We start from the raw sequence: 18,793 nt of genomic DNA on the forward strand, positions 1-18,793 counted from the left end.
GGCTTGAGCGGAAGAGAGGGTCGCTTCGGGGATTTTCCAGAGGCGGCGGATGCGGCTGATCCACCCGAAGAAGCGCTCGACCACCACCGGCGCGGATGCACGGCGAAGCCGACCTGATCCAGAGGCTTGCGCACGATCCGGACGGTGACGATCGAGGCGGCCCGCGGGTGTCCGGCGACGCCGTTGGGCGCCCGCCTTCCCCGCGAGGGATCGGTTCGTGCGGCGCGGACGTTCCCCATGGTGCGTCACAGCATGAGGATGCCGCGATGTCGTTGCTGTTCGAAGCCGCCGAAGACCTGGACGCGATGGCGAAGGCGGCGCGCGAGGCCATCGATCGGCGCCTGCGCCTCCTCCAGGGTGAGGATGCCGGGCGCTTCTGGTCCGCCGTGGCGAGGCTCTACGCCCGGGGCCTGCCGGAGATCGCGGCCGCCGCGCCGGTGCGGCGCGCGGAGATCACATCGACTCCAGACCGTACTCTGCCAGGAGCGCCGCCCGCCTGCCGCGCAGCGCCAGCGCTTTGATGGCATGGTTGCGGCTCGTCGTGAGGATCGCGGCCGCCGTCTCCGGTTGCGCGTCGCGCATCGTGTCGGCCAGTGCGGCGAGCTCCGACGCGGCCGCTTCCTCCGCCGCGATGCCCGCCCGGAGGGTATCGAGCACGGCCTGCACCATGGGAATGACCTGCGGGTACCGAACCTCATCTCTCATCCCAGGTCCCTTTCTGCCTGTGCCCCGTCGCGCGCCGTCCGGGAACGGACGCCCACGCGGTGCCTTCGATCGCACCTGATGCGCGACAGGGTAGCGCCCTGGGCTCATGGGGCAAGCGGGCGCGGGCGAGTTCAGGTGCCGCGCCCCGGTGGTGCGCCCTCCGGTCCGGCCGGATGCGGGGGGCCTTATGGCATCGCCGGGGCCGGGCCGCCTGTTGGGGGATCGCCGGTTTCGACGCGTGGGCCGCCACGACCTTCGCTGACCCCCGGCAGGACGCGTCGTGCGGTGTCGCATGGGGAGCCGACGCCCCGCAACCACCTGCTCGGAGGGCGCGCTGGCGACGAGCCGCGGGTCGGTCGCGATCACAACCGCAAGAGTGCCGCCGCAATCAACCGGGATAAACCGCCCGATGGACCGGTGGAGATCGTCGAGGGACAGCACCCGCGTACGAAAACGGTTCGTGTCGCAGTTTTGCCGCAATGGTTGCCCGGCGCGGAACTTGAACCCAATTTTGGATAAACTTTGAAACGGTTCCGTCGGGACCGCGTTACGGACACATCCACCTCTCACATCGGACATGCTCATGGCGGAACAAGCCCTGGCCGCGACGGCTGACACCACGTCCGCAGAAGGCAAGCCCCCACGCGATTACCTGACCCCCATCGTTCTGGGGTCGCTTGCCGTCTTGGAACTGGGATGGGTCGGGCTGTTGGGCTGGGGAGCGCTCTGGCTGATCGGCGCCTAGCTGCGCGGGCCAACTGGCGCTCAGCGGCGCGGGCTAACCGGCACTTCGTCGGGCCAGAGCGGTACGCGGGCGGCCATCTCCAGCACGAGCGCGAAGCACGCAAGATGGATCGTGACGTAGGCGAACATGGCGTCTTGCGCTTCCTCTCCGCGCACGGACGGCACGGCTGCGGAGCATGCTGCTACGACCATGGAAAATGCGCAATGCGCGTTGTGGAATCGAATGTGCGAACGTGCAGGCTGTGCTTTTAAGACCACCCTCGCAAGCTTTTGATGGTGGATCGGCAGCCGATCGCGCCGCGCGGGACTCACGTGACCGTGACCAGGACGCTGGCGGGACTCCGCCAGGACTCGCAGAGGCCTGGAACGGGGTGCCCGGCGAGACACTGTTCCTGACGAGACCTGTCCTAGCCCGTCTCGGCCCTTGCTCCAAATCGATCGCGCGCCGGGGCGCTCAGCCGGCCTCAGTGCCACGTACCGTCCGGCGGGTCGGACAGGGGTTCGATCCCGAGGGCTTCGGTCAGGGGAAACTCCAGCACGATCTCTCCGGTCTGGTCCTCCACGAACAGCACCGCGCGCAGGAGCTGCGGGTCGCTGTCGGCGCCCTGGAGGAGCTGCCGGGCCAGGATCTGGGCCGCGGCCCAGGCGGCGTCCGGGCTCGACAGGTCCCGGCCGTCCGGGTCCACCACCACGTCGTCCCCGATATGCGTATGGAAGTAGTAGCGTGGCATCGAAGCCGGCTCCCGTTCGGCGCGGTGACCCGCGCGCATGACCTGCGCGGAAAGATAGGGGCGGGCGGGCCGGGCAGGGGCGGGCGCGGGCCGGTCGCTAGCGCTTCTTGCCCAGTTCGGCCGCGATGTCCTTCGTCATCCGGCCGACCTTGCGGTGGGCGGCGGCGAGTTGGTCCTGGGTGACGCCCCAGCGCTTCATCCAGAACTCCACCGCCTTGCGCTCCGAGAGGTCGAGGCGATCCTTGTCGATGAAGCCGCGTTTGTCCTTGAGGCCAGCCATGTCCGTTCCCGTCCGCGCGGCCGCCGGGCGGCGCGGGACCGATATGGGGTGCCGGGCCGGCCGGGGCGAGCCTGCGGCGCGCGCCATCGCGCGCCGCGTCGCGGATCAGCGGGTGGGCGCGCCGGTGCCCTTGCCCGCGGCACCCGGCGAGGCGCCGGATCCGGCATCGTTGGCGCCGGTGCTGTTGGAGGTGCCGGACCGGCTCTTGTCCCCGGTGGAGGGGCCGCTGCCGGCCGCGCCCGGGGAGGAGCCGGCCCCGGCATCGTTCGGACCGGTGGTATTCATGGTCCCGGACCGGGTGGTGCCGGAGCCGCCCTCGGCCGCGAGGGCGACCGAACCGAGGGCGAAGGTGCCGGCCAGGGCGAGTGCGAGGGCCTTCATGGCGTTTCTCCCGAATGATTGGCGTGATGCACGCCTCGGGTAACGCCACGCTGACGCCGATGGTTCTGGACGCGGCGGGGACGAGGCCAGGTCGCCGGGGTCGCCGAAGCCCCATCTTTGTGGACGGGCCGGCATCCTTCTGACGCCCCGCGCATCCGGGAAACGCGCCTGTTCCTGTCCGCGCTGCAGGATTTAAGGCGCAGGCCCCGGCTCAGGCCGCCTGGGCCGGCTCGATGTCCTCGCGGGAGGGCTCGTAGGCGCACCAGTGGCAGTAGCCCTTGTCGGCGACCTTCGGTGCGTTGCGCTGCGAGCAGCGGGGGCAGACCAGCACGGACAGCGTCTGGCCGCGCAGGCGGGCGAAGCCGCGCCCCCGGAAGGTGACGGCCACCGACTCTCCGGCGTGGGAATCAGGGCTGTGGGACATCGAGGCTCCTCGGATCGCGGTCGACGAGGACCAACGGCCAACCTTGGCATCGGTTCAGGGCCTTCCCCAGGCGAAGGCCGCCCCGCCCTCGAAAAAGGGGCCGGAGGCGACGCCGATGCGCGTCGCCTCCGGCCCCCGGCCGTCGCGTGGTGAGGGGCGCCCGCCCTACTCGGCGGCGATCTGCCGGGGCCGGACCGCCTCGACCCGGGCGGCGCAGAACTTGAACTCCGGGATCTTGCCCATGGGATCGAGGGCTGGATTGGTCAGGAGGTTAGCGGCGGCCTCGGCGTAGCAGAACGGCATGAAGATCATGCCCACCGGCACGTCGCGGTCGGACCGGACCTTGAGCTCCACCGCGCCGCGGCGGGTCTCCAGGCGCATGGTGTCGCCGGGCTCCAGGCCGAGGCGATAGAGCTCCTTCGGCGCCATGAAGGCCACCGCCTCCGGCTCCAGGGCGTCGAGGACGCCCGAGCGCCGCGTCATCGAGCCGGTGTGCCAGTGCTCCAGCACGCGGCCCGTGGAGAGCACCATCGGGTACTCGGTGTCGGGCACCTCGTCCGGCGGCACGATGTGGGCCGGCACGATCTTGGCCCGCCCGCTCGCCGTCGGGAAGCCGGCGTAGAAGATGATCTCGTTGCCGGGCTGATCAGGACCGTCGACCGGGTAGGTCACGGCGCCCTCGCGCTCCAGCCGCTCCCAGGTGATGTTCTTCAGGGAAGGCATCACCTGGGCCATCTCGGTGAAGATGTCGGCCGGGCCGGTATAGGTCCAGTCGAGGCCGAGGCGTCGGGCGAGCTCCTGCAGGATCCACCAATCCTGGCGGGCGTCGCCCGGCGGCGGGACGACGGGCTTGGCGATCTGCACGCGCCGGTCGGTGTTGGTGAAGCTGCCCGCCTTCTCGGCGAAGGCGGAGGCCGGCAGCACCACGTCGGCGTGGAAGGCGGTCTCGGTCAGGAACAGGTCCTGCACCACCAGGTGGTCGAGCATGGCGAGCGCGTGCCGGGCGTGGTTGAGGTCGGGGTCCGACATCGCGGGGTTCTCGCCCTCGACGAACATGCCCTTGATCTCGCCCGTGTGGATGGCGCGCATGATCTCGACCACGGTCAGGCCGTTCTTCGGATCGAGGGACTGGCCCCAGAACGTCTCGAACAGGTCGCGGACGGTCTCATTCTCCACCGACTGGTAGTCCGGATAGACCATCGGTATCAGGCCGGCATCGGAGGCGCCCTGGACGTTGTTCTGGCCGCGCAGGGGGTGCAGGCCGGTGCCGGGACGGCCGATCTGACCCGTGGTGAGGGCGAGCGCGATCAGGCAGCGCGAGTTGTCGGTGCCGTGGACGTGCTGGCTGACGCCCATGCCCCAGAAGATGATCGAGGCCCGGGAGCGGGCGTAGAGGCGGGCCACCTCGCGCAGGGTCTCCGCGTCGATGCCGCAGACCGGAGACATCTTCTCCGGCGTGAACTCGACGATGCGCTCCTTGAGCGCCTCGAAGTTCTCGGTGTACCCGGCGATGTACTGCTCGTCGTAGAGCTTCTCCGTCACGATGACGTTGAGCATGGCGTTCAGCATCGCCACGTCGGAGCCCGGTTTGAAGGCGAGGTGCTTGTAGGCGTGCCGGGACAGGACCTGCCGGCGCGGATCCATGATGATCAGCTTGGCGCCGCGTTCCTTGACCGCGTTCTTGATGAAGGTCGCGGCCACCGGGTGGTTCACCGTCGGGTTGGCGCCGATGATGACGATGACCTCGGCATCGAGGGCCGCCGAGAACGGGGCCGAGACGGCGCCGGAGTTCAGGCCTTCCATCAGGGCCGCCACCGAGGAGGCGTGGCAGAGCCGGGTGCAGTGGTCGACGTTGTTCGAGCCGAAGCCGAGGCGCACCAGCTTCTGGAAGAGGTAGGCCTCCTCGTTCGAGCCCTTGGCGGAGCCGAAGCCCGCCAGCGCCTTGCGGCCGACGGTGTCGCGGATCTTTTTGAGTCCGCCGGCGGCGCGCTCCAGCGCCTCGTCCCAGGTCGCCTCGCGGAAATGGGTCCAGGGATTGGCCGGATCGACCTGGTCGTTGGCATCCTTGGCCACGTTGTCGAGGCGGATCAGGGGCTTGGTCAGCCGGTGGGGGTGGTGGACGTAGTCGAACCCGAAGCGGCCCTTCACGCAGAGGCGGTTCTGGTTGGCCGGTCCGTCACGCCCCTCGGCGTAGACGATCTTGTCGTCCTTGACCTTGTAGGAGACCTGGCAGCCGACGCCGCAATAGGGGCAGAGCGAGTCCACCTCGCGGTCGGGATAGACGGTGCGGGTCTGGCTGTCGTCGAGGTAGGCCGACGGCATCAGCGCGCCGGTCGGGCAGGCCTGGACGCACTCGCCGCAGCCGACGCAGGTCGACTGGCCCATCGGGTCGTCGAAGTCGAACACCACCTTGGCGTCCGCCGAGCGGTAGGCCATGCCGATGACGTCGTTGACCTGCACCTCGCGACAGGCGCGGACGCAGAGGTTGCACTGGATGCAGGCGTCGAGGTTGACCCGCATGGCCGGGTGGCTCCAGTCGCCCTCCCAGCGCTGGGCGGCCGGGAAGCGGCTCTCGGTGACCGCCACATGGTCGGCCTGCGCCCAGAAATGCGAGGTCGGGTCGTGCGAGATCTCCCGTGCCGGCTGGTCGGCCACGAGGAGTTCCATCACCATGGCCCGGGCCTTGGTCGCCCGCTCCGAGGCGGACTTCACCTTCATGCCGACGCCCGGCACCCGCTTGCACGAGGCGGCGAGCACGCGCTCGCCCTCGATCTCGACCATGCAGGCGCGGCAATTGCCGTCCGGCCGGTAGCCCGGTGCGGGCTTGTGGCAGAGGTGGGGGATGTGCGTGCCCAGCCGCTGGGCGACGGCCCAGATCGTCTCGCCCGGGGCGGCCTCGACCTGCTGCCCGTCGAACTCGAAGATCACGCCCGGGATTCCGGCCGGCATCTCCTTGAGGCCGAAGGTGCCGCTCGGGGCCGGACCTGCCTGGCCGCCCGACTGGGTGCCCTCGGAATAGGTGCTCCCGGCGCCCGGGTTGGCGCCGTCCGCCTTGCCGCCCGCATCCTGGGGGCCGGTGGGGGTGGTGGCGTGGGCTCCGCTGAGACCACTGTTCTGTGTGCCGCTGCTCATGGTTCCGCTCCAGTCATGGCGCAGGAAAATCGGGGTCGGGCCGCTGCCGCGAGGGGGCAGCCGCGCCGTCGGATCGGGGATGGATCGCTATTCAGCCGCGATCCGCTGCGGCGACGGGAACAGGTCCGGGAAGTACTTGATCACGGTGGTGAGCGGGTTCGACGCCGCCTGGCCCAGGCCGCAGATCGAGGCGTCGCGCATGCACTGCGAAAGCTCGCCGAGGAGATCGGTGTCCCACACGTCGTTCTCCATCATCACGCGCGCCTTCTGCGTGCCGGAGCGGCAGGGCGTGCACTGCCCGCAGGACTCGTCCTCGAAGAACCGCATCAGGTTCAGGGCCGCGCCGCGCACATCGTCCTGGTCCGACAGGACGATGACGGCGGCCGAGCCGATGAAGCAGCCGTATTTCTCAAGGGTGCCGAAATCGAGGGGGATGTCGTCCATGCTGGCCGGCAGGATGCCGCCCGAGGCGCCGCCCGGCAGGTAGGCCGCGAAGCGGTGCCCCTCGCTGATTCCGCCGCAATATTCTTCGATCAGCTCCCGGATGGTAAGGCCGGCGGGGGCGAGCTTGACGCCCGGCTCCTTCACGCGCCCCGACACCGAGTAGGAGCGCAGGCCGACCCGGCCGTTGCGGCCGTGGCTCTTCCACCAATCGGCGCCCTTCTCGATCAGGTCCCTGACCCAGTAGAGCGTCTCGACGTTGTTGATCAGGGTCGGCCGGTTGAACAGGCCAACCTGGAACGGGAAGGGCGGCTTGTGCCGCGGCAGCCCGCGCTTGCCCTCCAGGGACTCGATCAGCGAGGATTCCTCGCCGCAGATATAGGCGCCCGCACCCCGGCGCAGGTGGATGCGCGGGCCGCCGGCGGGGAGCCGGGCGATCTCGCGGGCCAGGATCTCGCGGGAAATCGGGTACTCGTCGCGCAGGTAGATGTAGACGTCGGCTGCTTCCACCACGTGGGCGCCGATCAGCATGCCCTCGAGGAAGCGGTGCGGATCGGCGTTGAGGTAGAGCTGGTCCTTGAAGGTGCCGGGCTCGCCCTCGTCGCCGTTCACCGCCATGAGGCGGGGACCGGGCTCGCCGCGCACCGAACGCCACTTGCGCCCCGTGGGGAAGCCGGCGCCGCCGAGGCCGCGCAGGCCGCCGTCGTCGAGGACCTGCAGGATCGCGTCGATGCCAAGCTCGCCGGAGCGCAGCCGGTCGAGGACGGCGTAGCCGCCCCCCGCACGGTAGGCGTCGTAATCGGGATAGGCGGGCAGGTGGGCGTGGGTGTCACCGGCCTCGACGGCCGCCGTGACGCTGGCGACGTCCGCCTTGTGCAGGAAGTTGTGGCCGACCTCGACCGCCGGGGCGTGGTCGCACAGGCCGACGCAGGGCGCGCGCACCACGCGCACCCCGCTGCCGAGGGTCTCGCGCAGGGCTTCCAGCAGGGGCTCGGCGCCGAACATCGCGCAGGTGAGGCTGTCGCAGACGCGCACGGTGAGGGCCGGCAGGTCGGCGTCGCCGTCCTTGAGCACGTCGAAATGCGCGTAGAACGTCGCCGTCTCGAACACCTCGGCGAAGGCCAGGCTCATCTCGTCGGCCAGGGCCGCAAGGTGGGCGGCGCTGATCCGCCCGTAGGTGTCCTGGACGAGGTGGAGGTGCTCGATCAGCAGGTCGCGCTGCCGCGACCGATCGCCCAGCAGGCGCTCGATCTCGACCTTGGCCACGGGTTCGACCTGCCGTCCCTTGGGGACGGGCCTGGCTCGGTTGCGTCCCTTGCCAGGGTGCTCGAAGCGGCGAACCTCGCCGATGTCATGCGCGCTCATGCGTTCATCCTACCCCTTTGGTATTCAAAATACCAGATTCTGCGCAGTGTTCTTATAGGCCTCCCCATAGCAGCACATGAGAAAAATTCGGAAGTGAATTTGGTCGCGCGTCACTGGCCGCCGAACGCGCGCAGCGGCCGCCCGGCCTCCGAGCGCTGGACGAAGGACGGCGGCGCGCCGGCCGGCAGCGCGGCGACGCGCGGCCCGACCACGGCGTTGATCTCGAGTTCGAAGGCGTCCAGGGCCTCGTTGACCCGCGCCACGGTGGCGGCATCGAGGGACTCCGCCTGGGGACGGTCGAGGCCGGCCCCGCGCAGGGTTTCCCGAACCGTCTCCAGCAATTCCGGCGTCAGCGGCGGTGCCGCCGCGTCGGCGTAGCCCTGGGCGACGATCCCGGCCCAATCGGCTGTGGATATGGTGTGGGATTCGGTCATCGATGCGGCTCCAAGTCGCGAGTGTCGGGGCATCAACGCGCGGCGCGGCCATTCAGCCGCGCGGTTTCGTCATCGCGCCGACGACGGGCGGTCAGGCCCGGTCGGTGATGCGGATCGACAGGTCGGGCAGGCCGGCGATCTGCCCGAGGAGCACGTCGCCCGGCACCACCGGCCCGACATTCTCCGGCGTGCCCGAATAGATCAGATCGCCGGCCTTCAGCTCGAAGGCCTCGGACAGGTTGGCGATCTGCTCGGCCACCGACCAGATCATCTGCGACAGGTCGGCGTCCTGGCGGACCGTGCCGTTCACGCTGAGGCGGATGGCGCCGCGCACCGGGTGGCCGAGGGCCGAGACCGGATGCAGGGGCCCGATCGGCGCCGCCTGGTCGAAGCTCTTGCCGATCTCCCAGGGCTTCCTCTGGTCGCCCATGCCGCGCTGCAGGTCGCGCCGCGTCATGTCGAGGCCGATCGCGTAGGCGTAGACATGGTCGAGGGCGGCCTCCTTCGGGATGTTGCGGCCTCCCGACGCGAGGGCGGCCACCAGTTCGAGCTCGTGGTGGTAGTTCCGGGTCAGGGACGGGTAGGGGTGGTCGGCCACGTGGCCGACGGGCACGACCTGGATCGCGTCCGTGGGCTTCTGGAAGAAGAACGGCGGCTCGCGCGTCGGGTCCGAACCCATCTCGCGGGCATGGGCGGCGTAGTTGCGCCCGATGCAGTAGATCCGCCGCACCGGAAAGACCTCGGCGCTGCCGACGATGGGGATCGTGGCCGGGGGCAGGGCGAACAGCGGCCGGGGCGCGGCGCCGCCCGGGGCCGTCCCGGCTTCCCCGGCCGTCGCCCCGGTGGACCGAAGGGCAGTGCCGGCGGCGGCCGCGGCCGCGACCCTGAGGGCGTTGCGTCTGTTCGTGGTCATGGGGGATCCGTTCGGATGGGTGTGATCGTGCCGTGGTCGTCCGGTGTAAACGCGGCGCCGCCCCGTGCGTCCCCTCGAGCCGGCGCGCCCGGTGGTCTGGGGGCGCCGGCCCCTGCCCGAGCCCGGCGCCGGTCCGCGCCCTTCCGTGCCGACCACCGCCCTGTCGATCTTCGCCCCGGCGCACCTGCGCGTCACCCGGGTGGGACTCCTCCTCGCCAGCGGCGCCCATGTCCTCGCCAGCGGCGCCCATGTCCCCGCCACCGGCGCTCATGTCCCCGCCACCGGCGCCCATGACGGCGACGCCGCGGTGACGCGCGGGCCGGCGACTTCCCCGCGCACCGAACGCGGCTTCTCCCTTGGGCGGCAACGGCGGCTCCCTCGCGCTCATCATCGTCGGGGCTTTCCCCTGCCGCCGCCGCCGCGGGTGGTCCTCACGGCCTCCGGCAGCGCCAGGGTCTTCGCCCCTCGGGCCCGCTTCCCGCAGGCGGGTGAGCCTGCGGGAAGCGGGGGCGGCGTCGGGCCGGGGCGGCGGGACTATTTCTTGCCGTGGCCGTGGCCGTGGGCATGCCCGTCCGTGTCGGAATGCAGCGGCTTGCCGTCGGGACCCTTGTCCTGCGTCTCCCGCACCCGGGGATCGTCGCTGTGGTTCGGTCCGCCGGAGACGGTGCCGAGGTTCGGCTTCACCTGCTCGGGGTTCGACGCGTTGCCGTGTCCGTCGACGGCGAGGGCCGGGGCCGCCGCGAGCAGGCCGGCGGTGAGGAGGGCGAACATCGTGGTCTTCATGGGTCTGTCTCCGAAGTCGGAGCGGCGATGGCCGCTTCGAACCGGGAGATAGCCGGCCCGTTTGTCGCGCCGTTGCCGCCAGCGTAACGAAGCGTGTCCGCGTCCCCCCGCGGGGCGCGGGCCGGGCCCCATGGCTGACGCGGAGGCGCAGGCCCTCAGTAGCCCCGCCTCCGGTCGATCCCTGCCGGCGCACGGCCGGTGCGCCGGAACTCCGCCACTGCCTCGGCGACGAGCGCGGCGGCCGAGGCCATGTTCGTTGGGGCCGCGACGTGGGGCAGGATCGTAATCGCCGGATGGGTCCAGAGGCGGTGATCCGGGGGCAGGGGCTCCTCCGGGAAGACGTCGAGGATGGCGTGGCCGAGGGCGCCCGTCGCCAGGGCGGCGAGGAGATCGTCCTCGACCACGTGCGCGCCGCGCCCGAAATTCACCAGGGCGGCGCCCGGCGGCAGGTGGCCGAAGGCGTCGGCGTTCAGGATGCCGCGGGTGTCCGGGGTCAGGGGCAGCAGGTTGACCAGGATGTCGGCCGCCGCGAGGCTCTGCACGAAGCCGTCCGGGCCGCTGGCGACCGGGATCGTCCCGTGTGCGGTGCCGGACCGGCTCCAGCCTCGGACGGGAAAGCCGAGGGGGCGCAGGAGGTCGGCCGCGGCCCGGCCCATCTCGCCGAGGCCGAGGAGCGTCACGCGGCGCGCGCCGGCTAAGCGGACGGGGTGCTGGTGCCACGTTCCCGCGCGCTGCTGGGCGGCATAGAGCGGGAAGTTGCGGTGCAGGTGCAGGACCGCCGCCGCCACCGCCTCCGCCATGGCGCGCGCCAGGGTCGGGTCGACGAGGCGCCGCACGGGCACGTCGGGCAGCGTGTCGTCGAGGACGAGGCGGTCGACGCCGGCCCAGAGGCTCTGGATCCAGCGCAGGTTCGGCAGGCCCGCGAGGGACCCCAGTGGTGGGTTCGCCACGATGGCGACCTCCACCGCGTGCGCCGGGGTGCCCGCGGAGGCCGTCTGGATCCGCTCCCCCGGCATGGCGGCGCCCAGGGCGTCCCGCCAGGCCGCCTCGTCCGCGGCGGGAAGGCTGGTCACGAGAAGGAGGGGGGAGGGCATGGAGTCGGATCTCCTCGGGGCCGGCGCGTATCACCGGGCGACGGGATCACCCGCGAGCGGCCCGCCGTCAACGAAGCGCCTTGACCATTCCGGCCCGAAACCTGCCTGATCGCGGACCTCTTCGATCCGCATCGGAATCCCATGCCCAAGATCGCTTTTCCCGGACCTGCCTGCATCCTCGCCCTCGCGGGCGCCGTCCTCGCCCAAGCCGCCCCCGTCGCGGCGCAGGATCCGGCTTCGGCGCCTTTCCGAGTCGAGGCGGCGACGATCGCGGGGGCGCGCGAGGCCCTCGCCTCCGGGCGGATCACCTGCCGCGACCTGGTCCAGGGCTATCTCGACCGCATCGCCGCCTACGATCAGGCCGGTCCGAAGCTCGCGGCGATCCGGGCGCTGAACCCGCAGGCCCTGACCCAGGCCGAGGCCTACGACGCGGATCGCACGGCGGGCGCGGCCAAGCCCCTCGGCTGCGTCCCCCTGCTCCTCAAGGACAATTACGACACCGTCGAACTGCCGACGACCGGTGGTTCGGCGGCGCTGGCGGGCGCGCAGCCGGCGCAGGACGCCACGGCGGTGGCCCGCCTGCGCGCCGCCGGCGCCATCGTGCTGGCCAAGGCGAACATGCAGGAACTCGCCCTCGGCGGGGTCTCGGTGAGTTCGCTGGGAGGACAGGTCCGCAATCCCTACGACCTGACCCGCACCCCCGGCGGCTCCAGCGGCGGCGTCGGCGCGGGGCTGGCTGCCGGCTTCGCCCTCGGGGGGCTCGGCAGCGACACCGTGAATTCCATCCGCTCGCCCGCCTCGGCCAACAACCTCGTGGGCCTGCGCGTCACCCAGGGGCTGATCAGCCTCGCGGGCATCATGCCGGTCTCGAAGACGCAGGATGCCATCGGGCCGATCACCCGCACGGTGGCGGATGCGGCGACCCTGCTGCAGGCCATGGCCGGCCCCGACCCGGCCGATCCCCTCACGGCCGCGGCGATCGGCAAGGTCGCGCGGAGCTACGCCGATGCGCTGAAGCCCGACGCCCTCAAGGGCGCCCGCCTCGGCGTCGTCCGGGCCCTGTTCGGGACCAAGCCGGAGCACGCGGAGGTCAACCGCGTCATGCAGACGGCCCTCGACGCCCTGGAGGCGGCGGGCGCCACCCTGGTGCGGATCGACGATCCGGCCTTCGAGGCCGACGCCCTCAACCGCGAGGACGACGTTCAGACCTACGAGTACAAGGCGCTGATGAACGGCTATCTGGCCACGATCCCGAATGCGCCGCACAAGGATCTCGCCGGCATCCTGGCCTCGGGCCGGTTCCACCGCGCCGCCCTGGAGTCGTTCCTGACGGCCGCCGAGGCGCGCCAGGACGGCATGGCCGAGCCCGAGTACAGGGCCCGTCTCGGACGGATCGCGGCTCTGAAGGCGCATGTCACCGAGGTTTTCGCGGCGCAGAAGCTCGACGCCCTGGTCTACCCGCTGCAGAAGCGGCTCGTGGTGCCCATCGGCGAACTCAACCAGGCGGATCGCAACGGGATCGTCGCGGGGCTGACGGGCTTCCCCGCCATCGACGTCCCCGCCGGGTTCTCGGCCGCCACCGCGATTGCGCCCGAGGGCGTGCCGGTCGGCATGGACCTGCTCGGCCAGCCCTGGAGCGAGGCGAAGCTCCTCGGTCTCGCCTACGCCTTCGAGCAGGCGACGACCTTGCGTCGGCTGCCCGCGAGCACGCCGCCCCTCGGGGCGCGCTGATCAGGCCGCGCGGGTCGGGGCCGGCACCAGATCACGCACCCGCCACATCGCGCGGGCGAGGTGGGAGCGATAGGGTGCGAAGGGGCGCGTGAACGCCTGCGTGTCCGTGCAGCCGGTCAGGCGCCGGAGGCTGCCGACGGCGGCGACGTCGCCGGCCGGCCATATGTCCGGGTCGTGATAGTGGAAGATGCCGATCATGTCTGCGGTCCACTGGCCCACGCCCTTGATGCTGCGCAGGATCGCCGCGCGGTCCGGGTGGGGCAGGGTGGCGAGGTCGGGGCCGAACAGGCCCGCCTCGTCCGCGGCGCGGATGGCCTGGACCGCCCGCACCTTGGCGCCCGAGAGGCCGCAGCCGCGCAGGGTCTCGGCATGGGCTTCGACGAAGAGGTCGCGGGGGGCCACGCTCCGCAGCTGCGCCGCGGCCTCGACGCGGGCCCAGATGGCTGCCGCGGCGCGGGTCGAGATCTGCTGGTTCACGACCTCGAGGGCGAGGCGGTCCGCGACATGGGCGTGGGTCGGCGGTTCGACCGGCACAGGCCCGAGGCGCGCGAGGGCGTCGTGCAGGGCATGGGACAACCCCCGGGCGGTGGCCAGGAGGTGGGCGTGCGGATCGGAATCGGGGCGCATGCGGTCCGGCGGGGATTGGGCGGACAGGCCCGGAAAGGCCTCGGCCCCGAGACGGGGCCGAGGCGGTCGGCTTAGCGGTCGCGGCGCTCGCGCGTGATGGTGGTACGCTCCTCGCGACGCTCGATCCGGTCCTCACGGCGATCCGGATCGACACCGAGGACGCCGCCGACCGTGCCAGTGGCCGCGCCGACGGCGCCGCCCACCACGCCGCCGATCGGGCCGGCCGCGCGGTTGCCGTCCTCGACGCCGCGCTCGGCGCCCCGGATGGTGCCCTGGGCTTGCGCCGTGCCCGCGAGGACGACGGGGGTGAGGAGGAGGGCGGTGGCGATGACGAATGACTTCATGAAAGGGACCTCGCGTCTATGGTTCGGGATGGCCGGTCACGCCGTCGCGACCGGTTCGGCATGTCTCATCAACGGCCGAAACGCCGAAAGGTCACAGACTTCGCTGGAATAGGCGCGGGCGCGGGTGGTTCGGGCGGCGCTCCGCCTTCCGTTTGCGCGTCTTCGCGTGCCCTCTGCGGGCGATCGGCGTCGACGCGTTTGGGGCCGGCCGCACGCGCCATCCGCACCCGTCGAACAGCGCGCCCTGCCGCTCAGTAGGTCGCGAACATCGCGGCGATGTCGACCGGATCGCGGGTGCGGGTCAGCGCCAGCGCGAGCAGGATCCGCGCCTTCTGCGGCGTCAGGTTGTCGGCGCTGAGGATCCCGCGTTCGCGCAGGCGGGTCGTGACCGGCACCACGCCGCTGCCGGCGCGGGTGGACTGGACCACCACCACCCCGGCGGCCACGGCCTCGGCCAGGGCGTCGGCCTCGCCCGGGGGCGTCATGCCGGGGGCGAGGCCCGCCGAGACGAGTCCCTGCGCGCCGGCTGCCACGAAGGCGCGCACGGCGGTGCCGTCCGCGTCGGCATAGGCGTAGGCGACGTCGACCCGGGGCAGGGCGGCCCGCCCCTCCAGGGTGAAGGGCGTGCCCGGGGCATGCCGTCGCTCGGGGCGGCGGTAGTAGCGGACATGCGGTCCATCGACGTGGCCGAGGACGCCGAAATCCGCCGTGCGGAAGGTCTGGAGCCGGCCGACCGAGGTCTTCGTCACCTCGCGGGCCGCCTGGATCTCGTCGTTGAGCACCACCAGCACCCCGCGCTCGCGCGAGGCCGGGTCGGCGGCGACCCGCAGGGCCGCGATGAGGTTGAGGCCGGCGTCGCTCGACAGGGCGCTGATCGGGCGCTGGGCCCCGACGAGGACCACCGTACAGGCCACCGTCAGGGTGAGGCCGAGCGCGTAGGCGGTCTCCTCCAGGGTCGCGGTGCCGTGCCCGATCACGATGCCGGCGAGGTCGGGATGGGCCTCCGCGAGTTCCGCGCAGAGGGCGGCGAGGGCACGCCACTCGGCAAAGCCGATGGCGGGGCTCGCCACCGCGCGGAACGGCACCGCGACCACCTCGGCCACGGTGCGCGCCTCGGGCACCCGCTCGAGGATCGCGTCGGCCGCGAGGCGTTGCCCGGTGGCGGTGTAGTCGAGGACGTCGAGGGAATCCCAGCCGAGGGACGCGATCGTCCCGCCCGTGCCGATGAAGGCCACCTTGGATCGCGTCGCCATCGTGTCGTCGTCTCCGTTCCTGTTTACGGTACGGACGGCCCCCATGCAGGAGGCCTGCCGGATTGAGCGTCCGCCCGTCAGCGGCGGGAGGTCGGCCGGGGCTTCAGGTCGTCGAGGGCGTCGGCATTGGCGCGGCCCCAGGCGTAGAGGAGTTCGACCGGCTCGACGAAGCGGCCCCCGAGCGCGGTCAGGCGATAGTCCACGGCGGGCGGCACCGTGCCGGCCACGTGGCGGGTGAGGAGGCCGCTCGCCTCCATGTCGCGCAGGGTCTGGGTCAGCATCTTCTTCGAGATGCCGGGCAGGCTGCGCTGGAGCACGCCGGTGCGCGCCGCCCCGCCGTGGCGGGCGTGCAGCGTATGCAGGACCATGCTGGTCCACTTGGTGGCGAACAGGTCGAGCACCCGGCGCGGTGCGCAGTCCTCGCGCCACGTCTCGTCCGCACTCAGCCTCTCCATGGTCGTCGCCCTTTGCTGGTTACCGTTTGGTGCCTATGACCCCAATCGGTGCCGTCTGGTCAGGGGCGGACTGTCTCCATAGGTCGGTCTCAGATCAAGACGGAGACTTCCATGACCAGGACGGCCCTCATCGCCGGCGTCAGCGGCATCGTCGGCAACAACCTCGCCCGTCACCTGGTGTCGGAGGGCTGGTCCGTGGCCGGCCTCGCCCGGCGCCCGCCCGCCGACCTGGCCGGCGTCACGCCGGTGGCCGCCGACCTCCTCGACCCCGAGAGCCTACGCGGCGCGCTGGCGGAGGTCCGCCCCACCGACGTCTTCATCACGACCTGGCTCCGCCAGGAGACGGAGGCGGAGAACATCCGCGTCAACGGGACGATGGTGCGCAATCTCCTCGACGCCCTTCGGCCGAACGGCGGCGTGGCGCATGTCGGCCTGGTCACCGGCCTCAAGCACTATCTCGGGCCGTTCGAGGCCTACGGAAAGGGCACCCTGCCGGCCACGCCGTTCCGCGAGGAGCAGGGCCGCCTCGACGTCGAGAACTTCTACTACGCGCAGGAGGACGAGGTCTTCGCCGCCGCAGCACGGGACGGCTTCGGCTGGAGCGTGCACCGGCCCCACACCATCATCGGCTACGCGCTCGGCAACGCCATGAACATGGGCGTGACCCTGGCGGTCTACGCCACGCTCTGCCGCGAGACCGGTCGGCCGTTCCGCTTCCCGGGCTCGGCCGCCCAGTGGAACGGGCTCACCGACATGACGGATGCGCGCATCCTGGCGCGCCAGCTCGCCTGGGCCGCCACCACGCCGGCAGCCCGCAACGAGGCCTTCAACATCGTCGACGGCGACGTCTTCCGCTGGAGCTGGATGTGGGGCCGGATCGCCGACTGGTTCGGCGTGCAGCCGGCGCCCTTCGACGGCACGGTCCTGCCCCTGGAGCAGCAGATGGACGGCGCCGCCCCGCTCTGGGCCGAACTCGCCGCCCGGCACGGCCTCAAGGAGGCCGATCTCGGGCGCCTCGCCTCGGCCTGGCACACGGATGCGGATCTCGGCCGCCCCATCGAGGTCGTCACCGACATGAGCAAGAGCCGGCGCCTCGGTTTCCTGGACTACCAGGCCACCGACGACGCGTTCTTCGACCTGTTCGCCCGCCTGCGGGCGGAGCGGGTCATTCCCTGACATCCGCCACCGGCCGGGGCTTCGCCCGCGACTTGGCGGACCCGGCGTTTGTCTCCATCATCGCCGGATCCCCCGATGCGCGAGACCCCGATCCGATGAAGCCGTTCGACTGGACCACCGGCTACCCCACCGTGCGGATGCCGATCTTCGGCCGCAACATGGTCTCGACCTCGCACGCGCTCGCGGCCCAGGCCGGCATCCGCATGCTGTGGCAGGGCGGCAATGCGGTCGATGCCGCCATCGCCACGGCGGCGGCCAAGACCATCACCGAGCCCTGCAGCAACGGCCTCGGCTCGGACGCCTTCTGCATCCTGTGGGACGGCAAGGCGCTGCACGGCCTCAACGCCTCGGGCGGGGCGCCGGCGGCCTGGACCCCCGACTACTTCGCCCGGAAATACGGGGCAGCCGAGCGCCCGCCGATGCGGGGCTGGGATTCCGTCACGGTGCCGGGCGCCGTCGCGGCCTGGGTGGCCCTGAGCGAGCGCTTCGGGACGCTGCCCTTCGCCGATCTCCTGCAGCCCGCCATCGAGATCGCCGAGCGCGGCTACCTCGCGCCGGTCGTGGTGCAGCAGAAATGGGCGGCCGCCGCGACGGTCGCCGATCTCGTGAGCCAGCCCGGCTTCGCCGAAACCTTCCTGCCCCGCGGCCGCGCCCCCCATGTGAGCGAGCGCGTCACCCTGCCGGGCATCGCCCGGTCGCTGCGGGCCATCGCCGAGACCAAGGGGCGGGCCTTCTACGAGGGCGAGATCGCCGAGGCCATGGCCCGCCACGCCGCGGCCCATGGCGGCGCCATGACGGTGGCGGACCTTTCCGCTTTCCGGCCCGAATGGGTGACGCCGACGGCAAAGGACTACCGCGGCTACACCCTGCACGAGATCCCGCCGAACGGGCAGGGCATCGCCGCCCAGATCGCCCTCGGCATCCTCGACTCCTTCGATTTCGCGGGCTTGGCCCCCGACGGGCCGGCGGCGCAGCACCTTCAGATCGAGGCGATGAAGCTCGCGTTCGCCGACACCTACCGCTACGTCGCCGACGCGCGCAGCATGGAGGTCAGCCCGGAGGCGATGCTCGACCCCGCCTATCTGGCGGACCGCGCCAAGTTGATCGACCCGCGCCGGGCGCAGGATTTCGGCGCCGGCAACCCGGTGCGCGGCGGCACCGTCTACCTCACGGCGGCCGATGAATCCGGCATGATGGTGAGCTTCATCCAGTCGAACTTCATGGGCTTCGGCTCGGGCGTGGTCGTGCCCGAATGGGGCCTGTCGCTGCAGAACCGCGGCTACGGCTTCGTGCTGGAGCCGAGCAGTCCGAACGTGGTGGCGCCGGGCAAGCGGCCCTTCCACACCATCATCCCGGGCTTCCTCACGCAGGGCGGCGCGCCCGTGATGAGCTTCGGTGTGATGGGCGGCAACATGCAGCCGCAAGGCCACCTGCAGACCCTGGTGCGGATGATCGACCACGGCCAGAACCCGCAGGCCGCCTGCGACGCGCCGCGCTGGCGCTTCAACGCGGGCCTGGAGATCAACGCCGAGGCGACGATGCCGGCCGCGACCCTGCAGGGCCTCGTGGAGCGCGGCCACCGGGTCGACGTGATCCAGGACAGCTACCAGGATTTCGGCGCCGGCCAGTTCATCTGGCGCATGGGGGATGCGGGCACCGAGGGCTATGTCGGCGCCAGCGATCCGCGCCGCGATGGGCAAGTGGCGGTTTGGTAACCGGCCGCGCTTGCGCCGGCATCCGCTGGCACGGATAATGTATGCACTTTCGAACGTCTTCCCGG

The 18,793-nt window shown here is 71.6% G+C and carries 19 protein-coding genes and 1 pseudogene; 4 read left to right on the top strand and 16 right to left on the bottom strand.

The genetic code is table 11. The annotated features are described in order from the left end of the window. Together ASF20_RS23695 and ASF20_RS21835 are read right to left on the bottom strand one after the other, a co-directional pair. A pseudogene (locus ASF20_RS23695) lies at nt 1-158 on the bottom strand (IS5/IS1182 family transposase); the annotation flags it as partial. A gap of 295 nt (nt 159-453) precedes the next feature. Beyond that, a complete protein-coding gene (locus ASF20_RS21835; RefSeq protein ID WP_056277942.1) occupies nt 454-669 on the bottom strand; it encodes a hypothetical protein in 216 nt (71 codons plus the stop codon). Nucleotides 670-1,288: 619 nt separating this feature from the next. Between ASF20_RS21835 and ASF20_RS24335 the strand changes: the two genes are divergently transcribed. After that, on the top strand, nt 1,289-1,450 hold the full coding sequence (locus ASF20_RS24335) for a hypothetical protein (RefSeq protein WP_156394060.1): 162 nt from the start codon (nt 1,289-1,291) through the stop codon (nt 1,448-1,450). Nucleotides 1,451-1,913: 463 nt separating this feature from the next. On the opposite strand, the gene ASF20_RS21840 is transcribed toward ASF20_RS24335, so the two are convergent. From ASF20_RS21840 to ASF20_RS21885, 10 genes are all read right to left on the bottom strand, one after another. Beyond that, nucleotides 1,914-2,180: a hypothetical protein gene (locus ASF20_RS21840; RefSeq protein ID WP_056277946.1), complete on the bottom strand. Its 267-nt coding sequence runs from the start codon at nt 2,178-2,180 to the stop codon at nt 1,914-1,916. 97 nt (nt 2,181-2,277) lie between these two features. After that, nucleotides 2,278-2,460, bottom strand: coding sequence for a DUF3606 domain-containing protein (locus ASF20_RS21845; RefSeq protein WP_055957170.1), 183 nt, complete (start codon nt 2,458-2,460; stop codon nt 2,278-2,280). A 105-nt stretch (nt 2,461-2,565) separates the two neighbouring features. Continuing rightward, nucleotides 2,566-2,841, bottom strand: coding sequence for a hypothetical protein (locus ASF20_RS21850; protein ID WP_056277948.1), 276 nt, complete (start codon nt 2,839-2,841; stop codon nt 2,566-2,568). 211 nt (nt 2,842-3,052) lie between these two features. Then, nucleotides 3,053-3,265: a hypothetical protein gene (locus ASF20_RS21855; protein WP_056212340.1), complete on the bottom strand. Its 213-nt coding sequence runs from the start codon at nt 3,263-3,265 to the stop codon at nt 3,053-3,055. Nucleotides 3,266-3,430: 165 nt separating this feature from the next. Then, complete coding sequence (gene fdhF / locus ASF20_RS21860; protein WP_156394062.1) at nt 3,431-6,202, bottom strand: formate dehydrogenase subunit alpha; 2,772 nt, start codon at nt 6,200-6,202, stop codon at nt 3,431-3,433. 282 nt (nt 6,203-6,484) lie between these two features. Next, a complete protein-coding gene (locus ASF20_RS21865) occupies nt 6,485-8,203 on the bottom strand; it encodes an NAD(P)H-dependent oxidoreductase subunit E (RefSeq protein WP_056212335.1) in 1,719 nt (572 codons plus the stop codon). Nucleotides 8,204-8,313: 110 nt separating this feature from the next. After that, nucleotides 8,314-8,637, bottom strand: coding sequence for a hypothetical protein (locus ASF20_RS21870; protein ID WP_056277952.1), 324 nt, complete (start codon nt 8,635-8,637; stop codon nt 8,314-8,316). A gap of 91 nt (nt 8,638-8,728) precedes the next feature. Then, a complete protein-coding gene (locus ASF20_RS21875) occupies nt 8,729-9,550 on the bottom strand; it encodes a fumarylacetoacetate hydrolase family protein (RefSeq protein ID WP_056277955.1) in 822 nt (273 codons plus the stop codon). A 534-nt stretch (nt 9,551-10,084) separates the two neighbouring features. Beyond that, nucleotides 10,085-10,333 carry a hypothetical protein gene (locus ASF20_RS21880; protein ID WP_056212328.1) on the bottom strand — a complete coding sequence of 83 codons (249 nt, stop codon included), beginning with the start codon at nt 10,331-10,333 and terminating at the stop codon, nt 10,085-10,087. A gap of 155 nt (nt 10,334-10,488) precedes the next feature. Continuing rightward, nucleotides 10,489-11,427 carry a glyoxylate/hydroxypyruvate reductase A gene (locus ASF20_RS21885; RefSeq protein ID WP_056277958.1) on the bottom strand — a complete coding sequence of 313 codons (939 nt, stop codon included), beginning with the start codon at nt 11,425-11,427 and terminating at the stop codon, nt 10,489-10,491. A gap of 141 nt (nt 11,428-11,568) precedes the next feature. Here ASF20_RS21885 and ASF20_RS21890 point away from each other — a divergent pair, with 141 nt between their 5' ends. Next, nucleotides 11,569-13,158: an amidase family protein gene (locus tag ASF20_RS21890; protein ID WP_082501523.1), complete on the top strand. Its 1,590-nt coding sequence runs from the start codon at nt 11,569-11,571 to the stop codon at nt 13,156-13,158. On the opposite strand, the gene ASF20_RS21895 is transcribed toward ASF20_RS21890, so the two are convergent. From ASF20_RS21895 to ASF20_RS21910, 4 genes are all read right to left on the bottom strand, one after another. Next, nucleotides 13,159-13,785, bottom strand: a complete 627-nt coding sequence (locus ASF20_RS21895) for a hypothetical protein (protein WP_056212324.1) — start codon at nt 13,783-13,785, stop codon at nt 13,159-13,161. 71 nt (nt 13,786-13,856) lie between these two features. Further along, nucleotides 13,857-14,129: a hypothetical protein gene (locus ASF20_RS21900; protein WP_056212321.1), complete on the bottom strand. Its 273-nt coding sequence runs from the start codon at nt 14,127-14,129 to the stop codon at nt 13,857-13,859. 251 nt (nt 14,130-14,380) lie between these two features. Beyond that, on the bottom strand, nt 14,381-15,382 hold the full coding sequence (locus ASF20_RS21905; RefSeq protein WP_056277961.1) for an asparaginase: 1,002 nt from the start codon (nt 15,380-15,382) through the stop codon (nt 14,381-14,383). Nucleotides 15,383-15,459: 77 nt separating this feature from the next. Continuing rightward, nucleotides 15,460-15,837 (bottom strand): helix-turn-helix domain-containing protein, encoded by a 378-nt coding sequence (locus ASF20_RS21910; protein ID WP_056212318.1) that lies wholly within the window; start codon nt 15,835-15,837, stop codon nt 15,460-15,462. 111 nt (nt 15,838-15,948) lie between these two features. Between ASF20_RS21910 and ASF20_RS21915 the strand changes: the two genes are divergently transcribed. Continuing rightward, nucleotides 15,949-17,013 carry an SDR family oxidoreductase gene (locus tag ASF20_RS21915; protein WP_056277964.1) on the top strand — a complete coding sequence of 355 codons (1,065 nt, stop codon included), beginning with the start codon at nt 15,949-15,951 and terminating at the stop codon, nt 17,011-17,013. A 95-nt stretch (nt 17,014-17,108) separates the two neighbouring features. Continuing rightward, nucleotides 17,109-18,728 carry a gamma-glutamyltransferase family protein gene (locus ASF20_RS21920; RefSeq protein WP_056277967.1) on the top strand — a complete coding sequence of 540 codons (1,620 nt, stop codon included), beginning with the start codon at nt 17,109-17,111 and terminating at the stop codon, nt 18,726-18,728. Nucleotides 18,729-18,793: the final 65 nt, after the last annotated feature.

This window comes from Methylobacterium sp. Leaf88, assembly GCF_001422795.1.
Classification (GTDB): Bacteria; Pseudomonadota; Alphaproteobacteria; order Rhizobiales; family Beijerinckiaceae; genus Methylobacterium.

Excerpts from the sequence above, each read along its gene's own strand:
- ASF20_RS21880 (WP_056212328.1), bottom strand. The coding sequence starts at position 10,333 with ATGAAGACCACGATGTTCGCCCTCCTCACCGCCGGCCTGCTCGCGGCG.
- ASF20_RS21885 (WP_056277958.1), bottom strand. The coding sequence starts at position 11,427 with ATGCCCTCCCCCCTCCTTCTCGTGACCAGCCTTCCCGCCGCGGACGAG.
- ASF20_RS21915 (WP_056277964.1), top strand. The coding sequence starts at position 15,949 with ATGACCAGGACGGCCCTCATCGCCGGCGTCAGCGGCATCGTCGGCAAC.
- ASF20_RS21890 (WP_082501523.1), top strand. The coding sequence starts at position 11,569 with ATGCCCAAGATCGCTTTTCCCGGACCTGCCTGCATCCTCGCCCTCGCG.
- ASF20_RS21865 (WP_056212335.1), bottom strand. The coding sequence starts at position 8,203 with ATGAGCGCGCATGACATCGGCGAGGTTCGCCGCTTCGAGCACCCTGGC.
- ASF20_RS21850 (WP_056277948.1), bottom strand. The coding sequence starts at position 2,841 with ATGAAGGCCCTCGCACTCGCCCTGGCCGGCACCTTCGCCCTCGGTTCG.
- ASF20_RS21855 (WP_056212340.1), bottom strand. The coding sequence starts at position 3,265 with ATGTCCCACAGCCCTGATTCCCACGCCGGAGAGTCGGTGGCCGTCACC.
- ASF20_RS21840 (WP_056277946.1), bottom strand. The coding sequence starts at position 2,180 with ATGCCACGCTACTACTTCCATACGCATATCGGGGACGACGTGGTGGTG.
- ASF20_RS21835 (WP_056277942.1), bottom strand. The coding sequence starts at position 669 with ATGGTGCAGGCCGTGCTCGATACCCTCCGGGCGGGCATCGCGGCGGAG.
- ASF20_RS21900 (WP_056212321.1), bottom strand. The coding sequence starts at position 14,129 with ATGAAGTCATTCGTCATCGCCACCGCCCTCCTCCTCACCCCCGTCGTC.
- ASF20_RS21845 (WP_055957170.1), bottom strand. The coding sequence starts at position 2,460 with ATGGCTGGCCTCAAGGACAAACGCGGCTTCATCGACAAGGATCGCCTC.
- ASF20_RS21920 (WP_056277967.1), top strand. The coding sequence starts at position 17,109 with ATGAAGCCGTTCGACTGGACCACCGGCTACCCCACCGTGCGGATGCCG.
- ASF20_RS24335 (WP_156394060.1), top strand. The coding sequence starts at position 1,289 with ATGGCGGAACAAGCCCTGGCCGCGACGGCTGACACCACGTCCGCAGAA.
- ASF20_RS21905 (WP_056277961.1), bottom strand. The coding sequence starts at position 15,382 with ATGGCGACGCGATCCAAGGTGGCCTTCATCGGCACGGGCGGGACGATC.
- ASF20_RS21875 (WP_056277955.1), bottom strand. The coding sequence starts at position 9,550 with ATGACCACGAACAGACGCAACGCCCTCAGGGTCGCGGCCGCGGCCGCC.
- ASF20_RS21895 (WP_056212324.1), bottom strand. The coding sequence starts at position 13,785 with ATGCGCCCCGATTCCGATCCGCACGCCCACCTCCTGGCCACCGCCCGG.
- ASF20_RS21870 (WP_056277952.1), bottom strand. The coding sequence starts at position 8,637 with ATGACCGAATCCCACACCATATCCACAGCCGATTGGGCCGGGATCGTC.
- ASF20_RS21910 (WP_056212318.1), bottom strand. The coding sequence starts at position 15,837 with ATGGAGAGGCTGAGTGCGGACGAGACGTGGCGCGAGGACTGCGCACCG.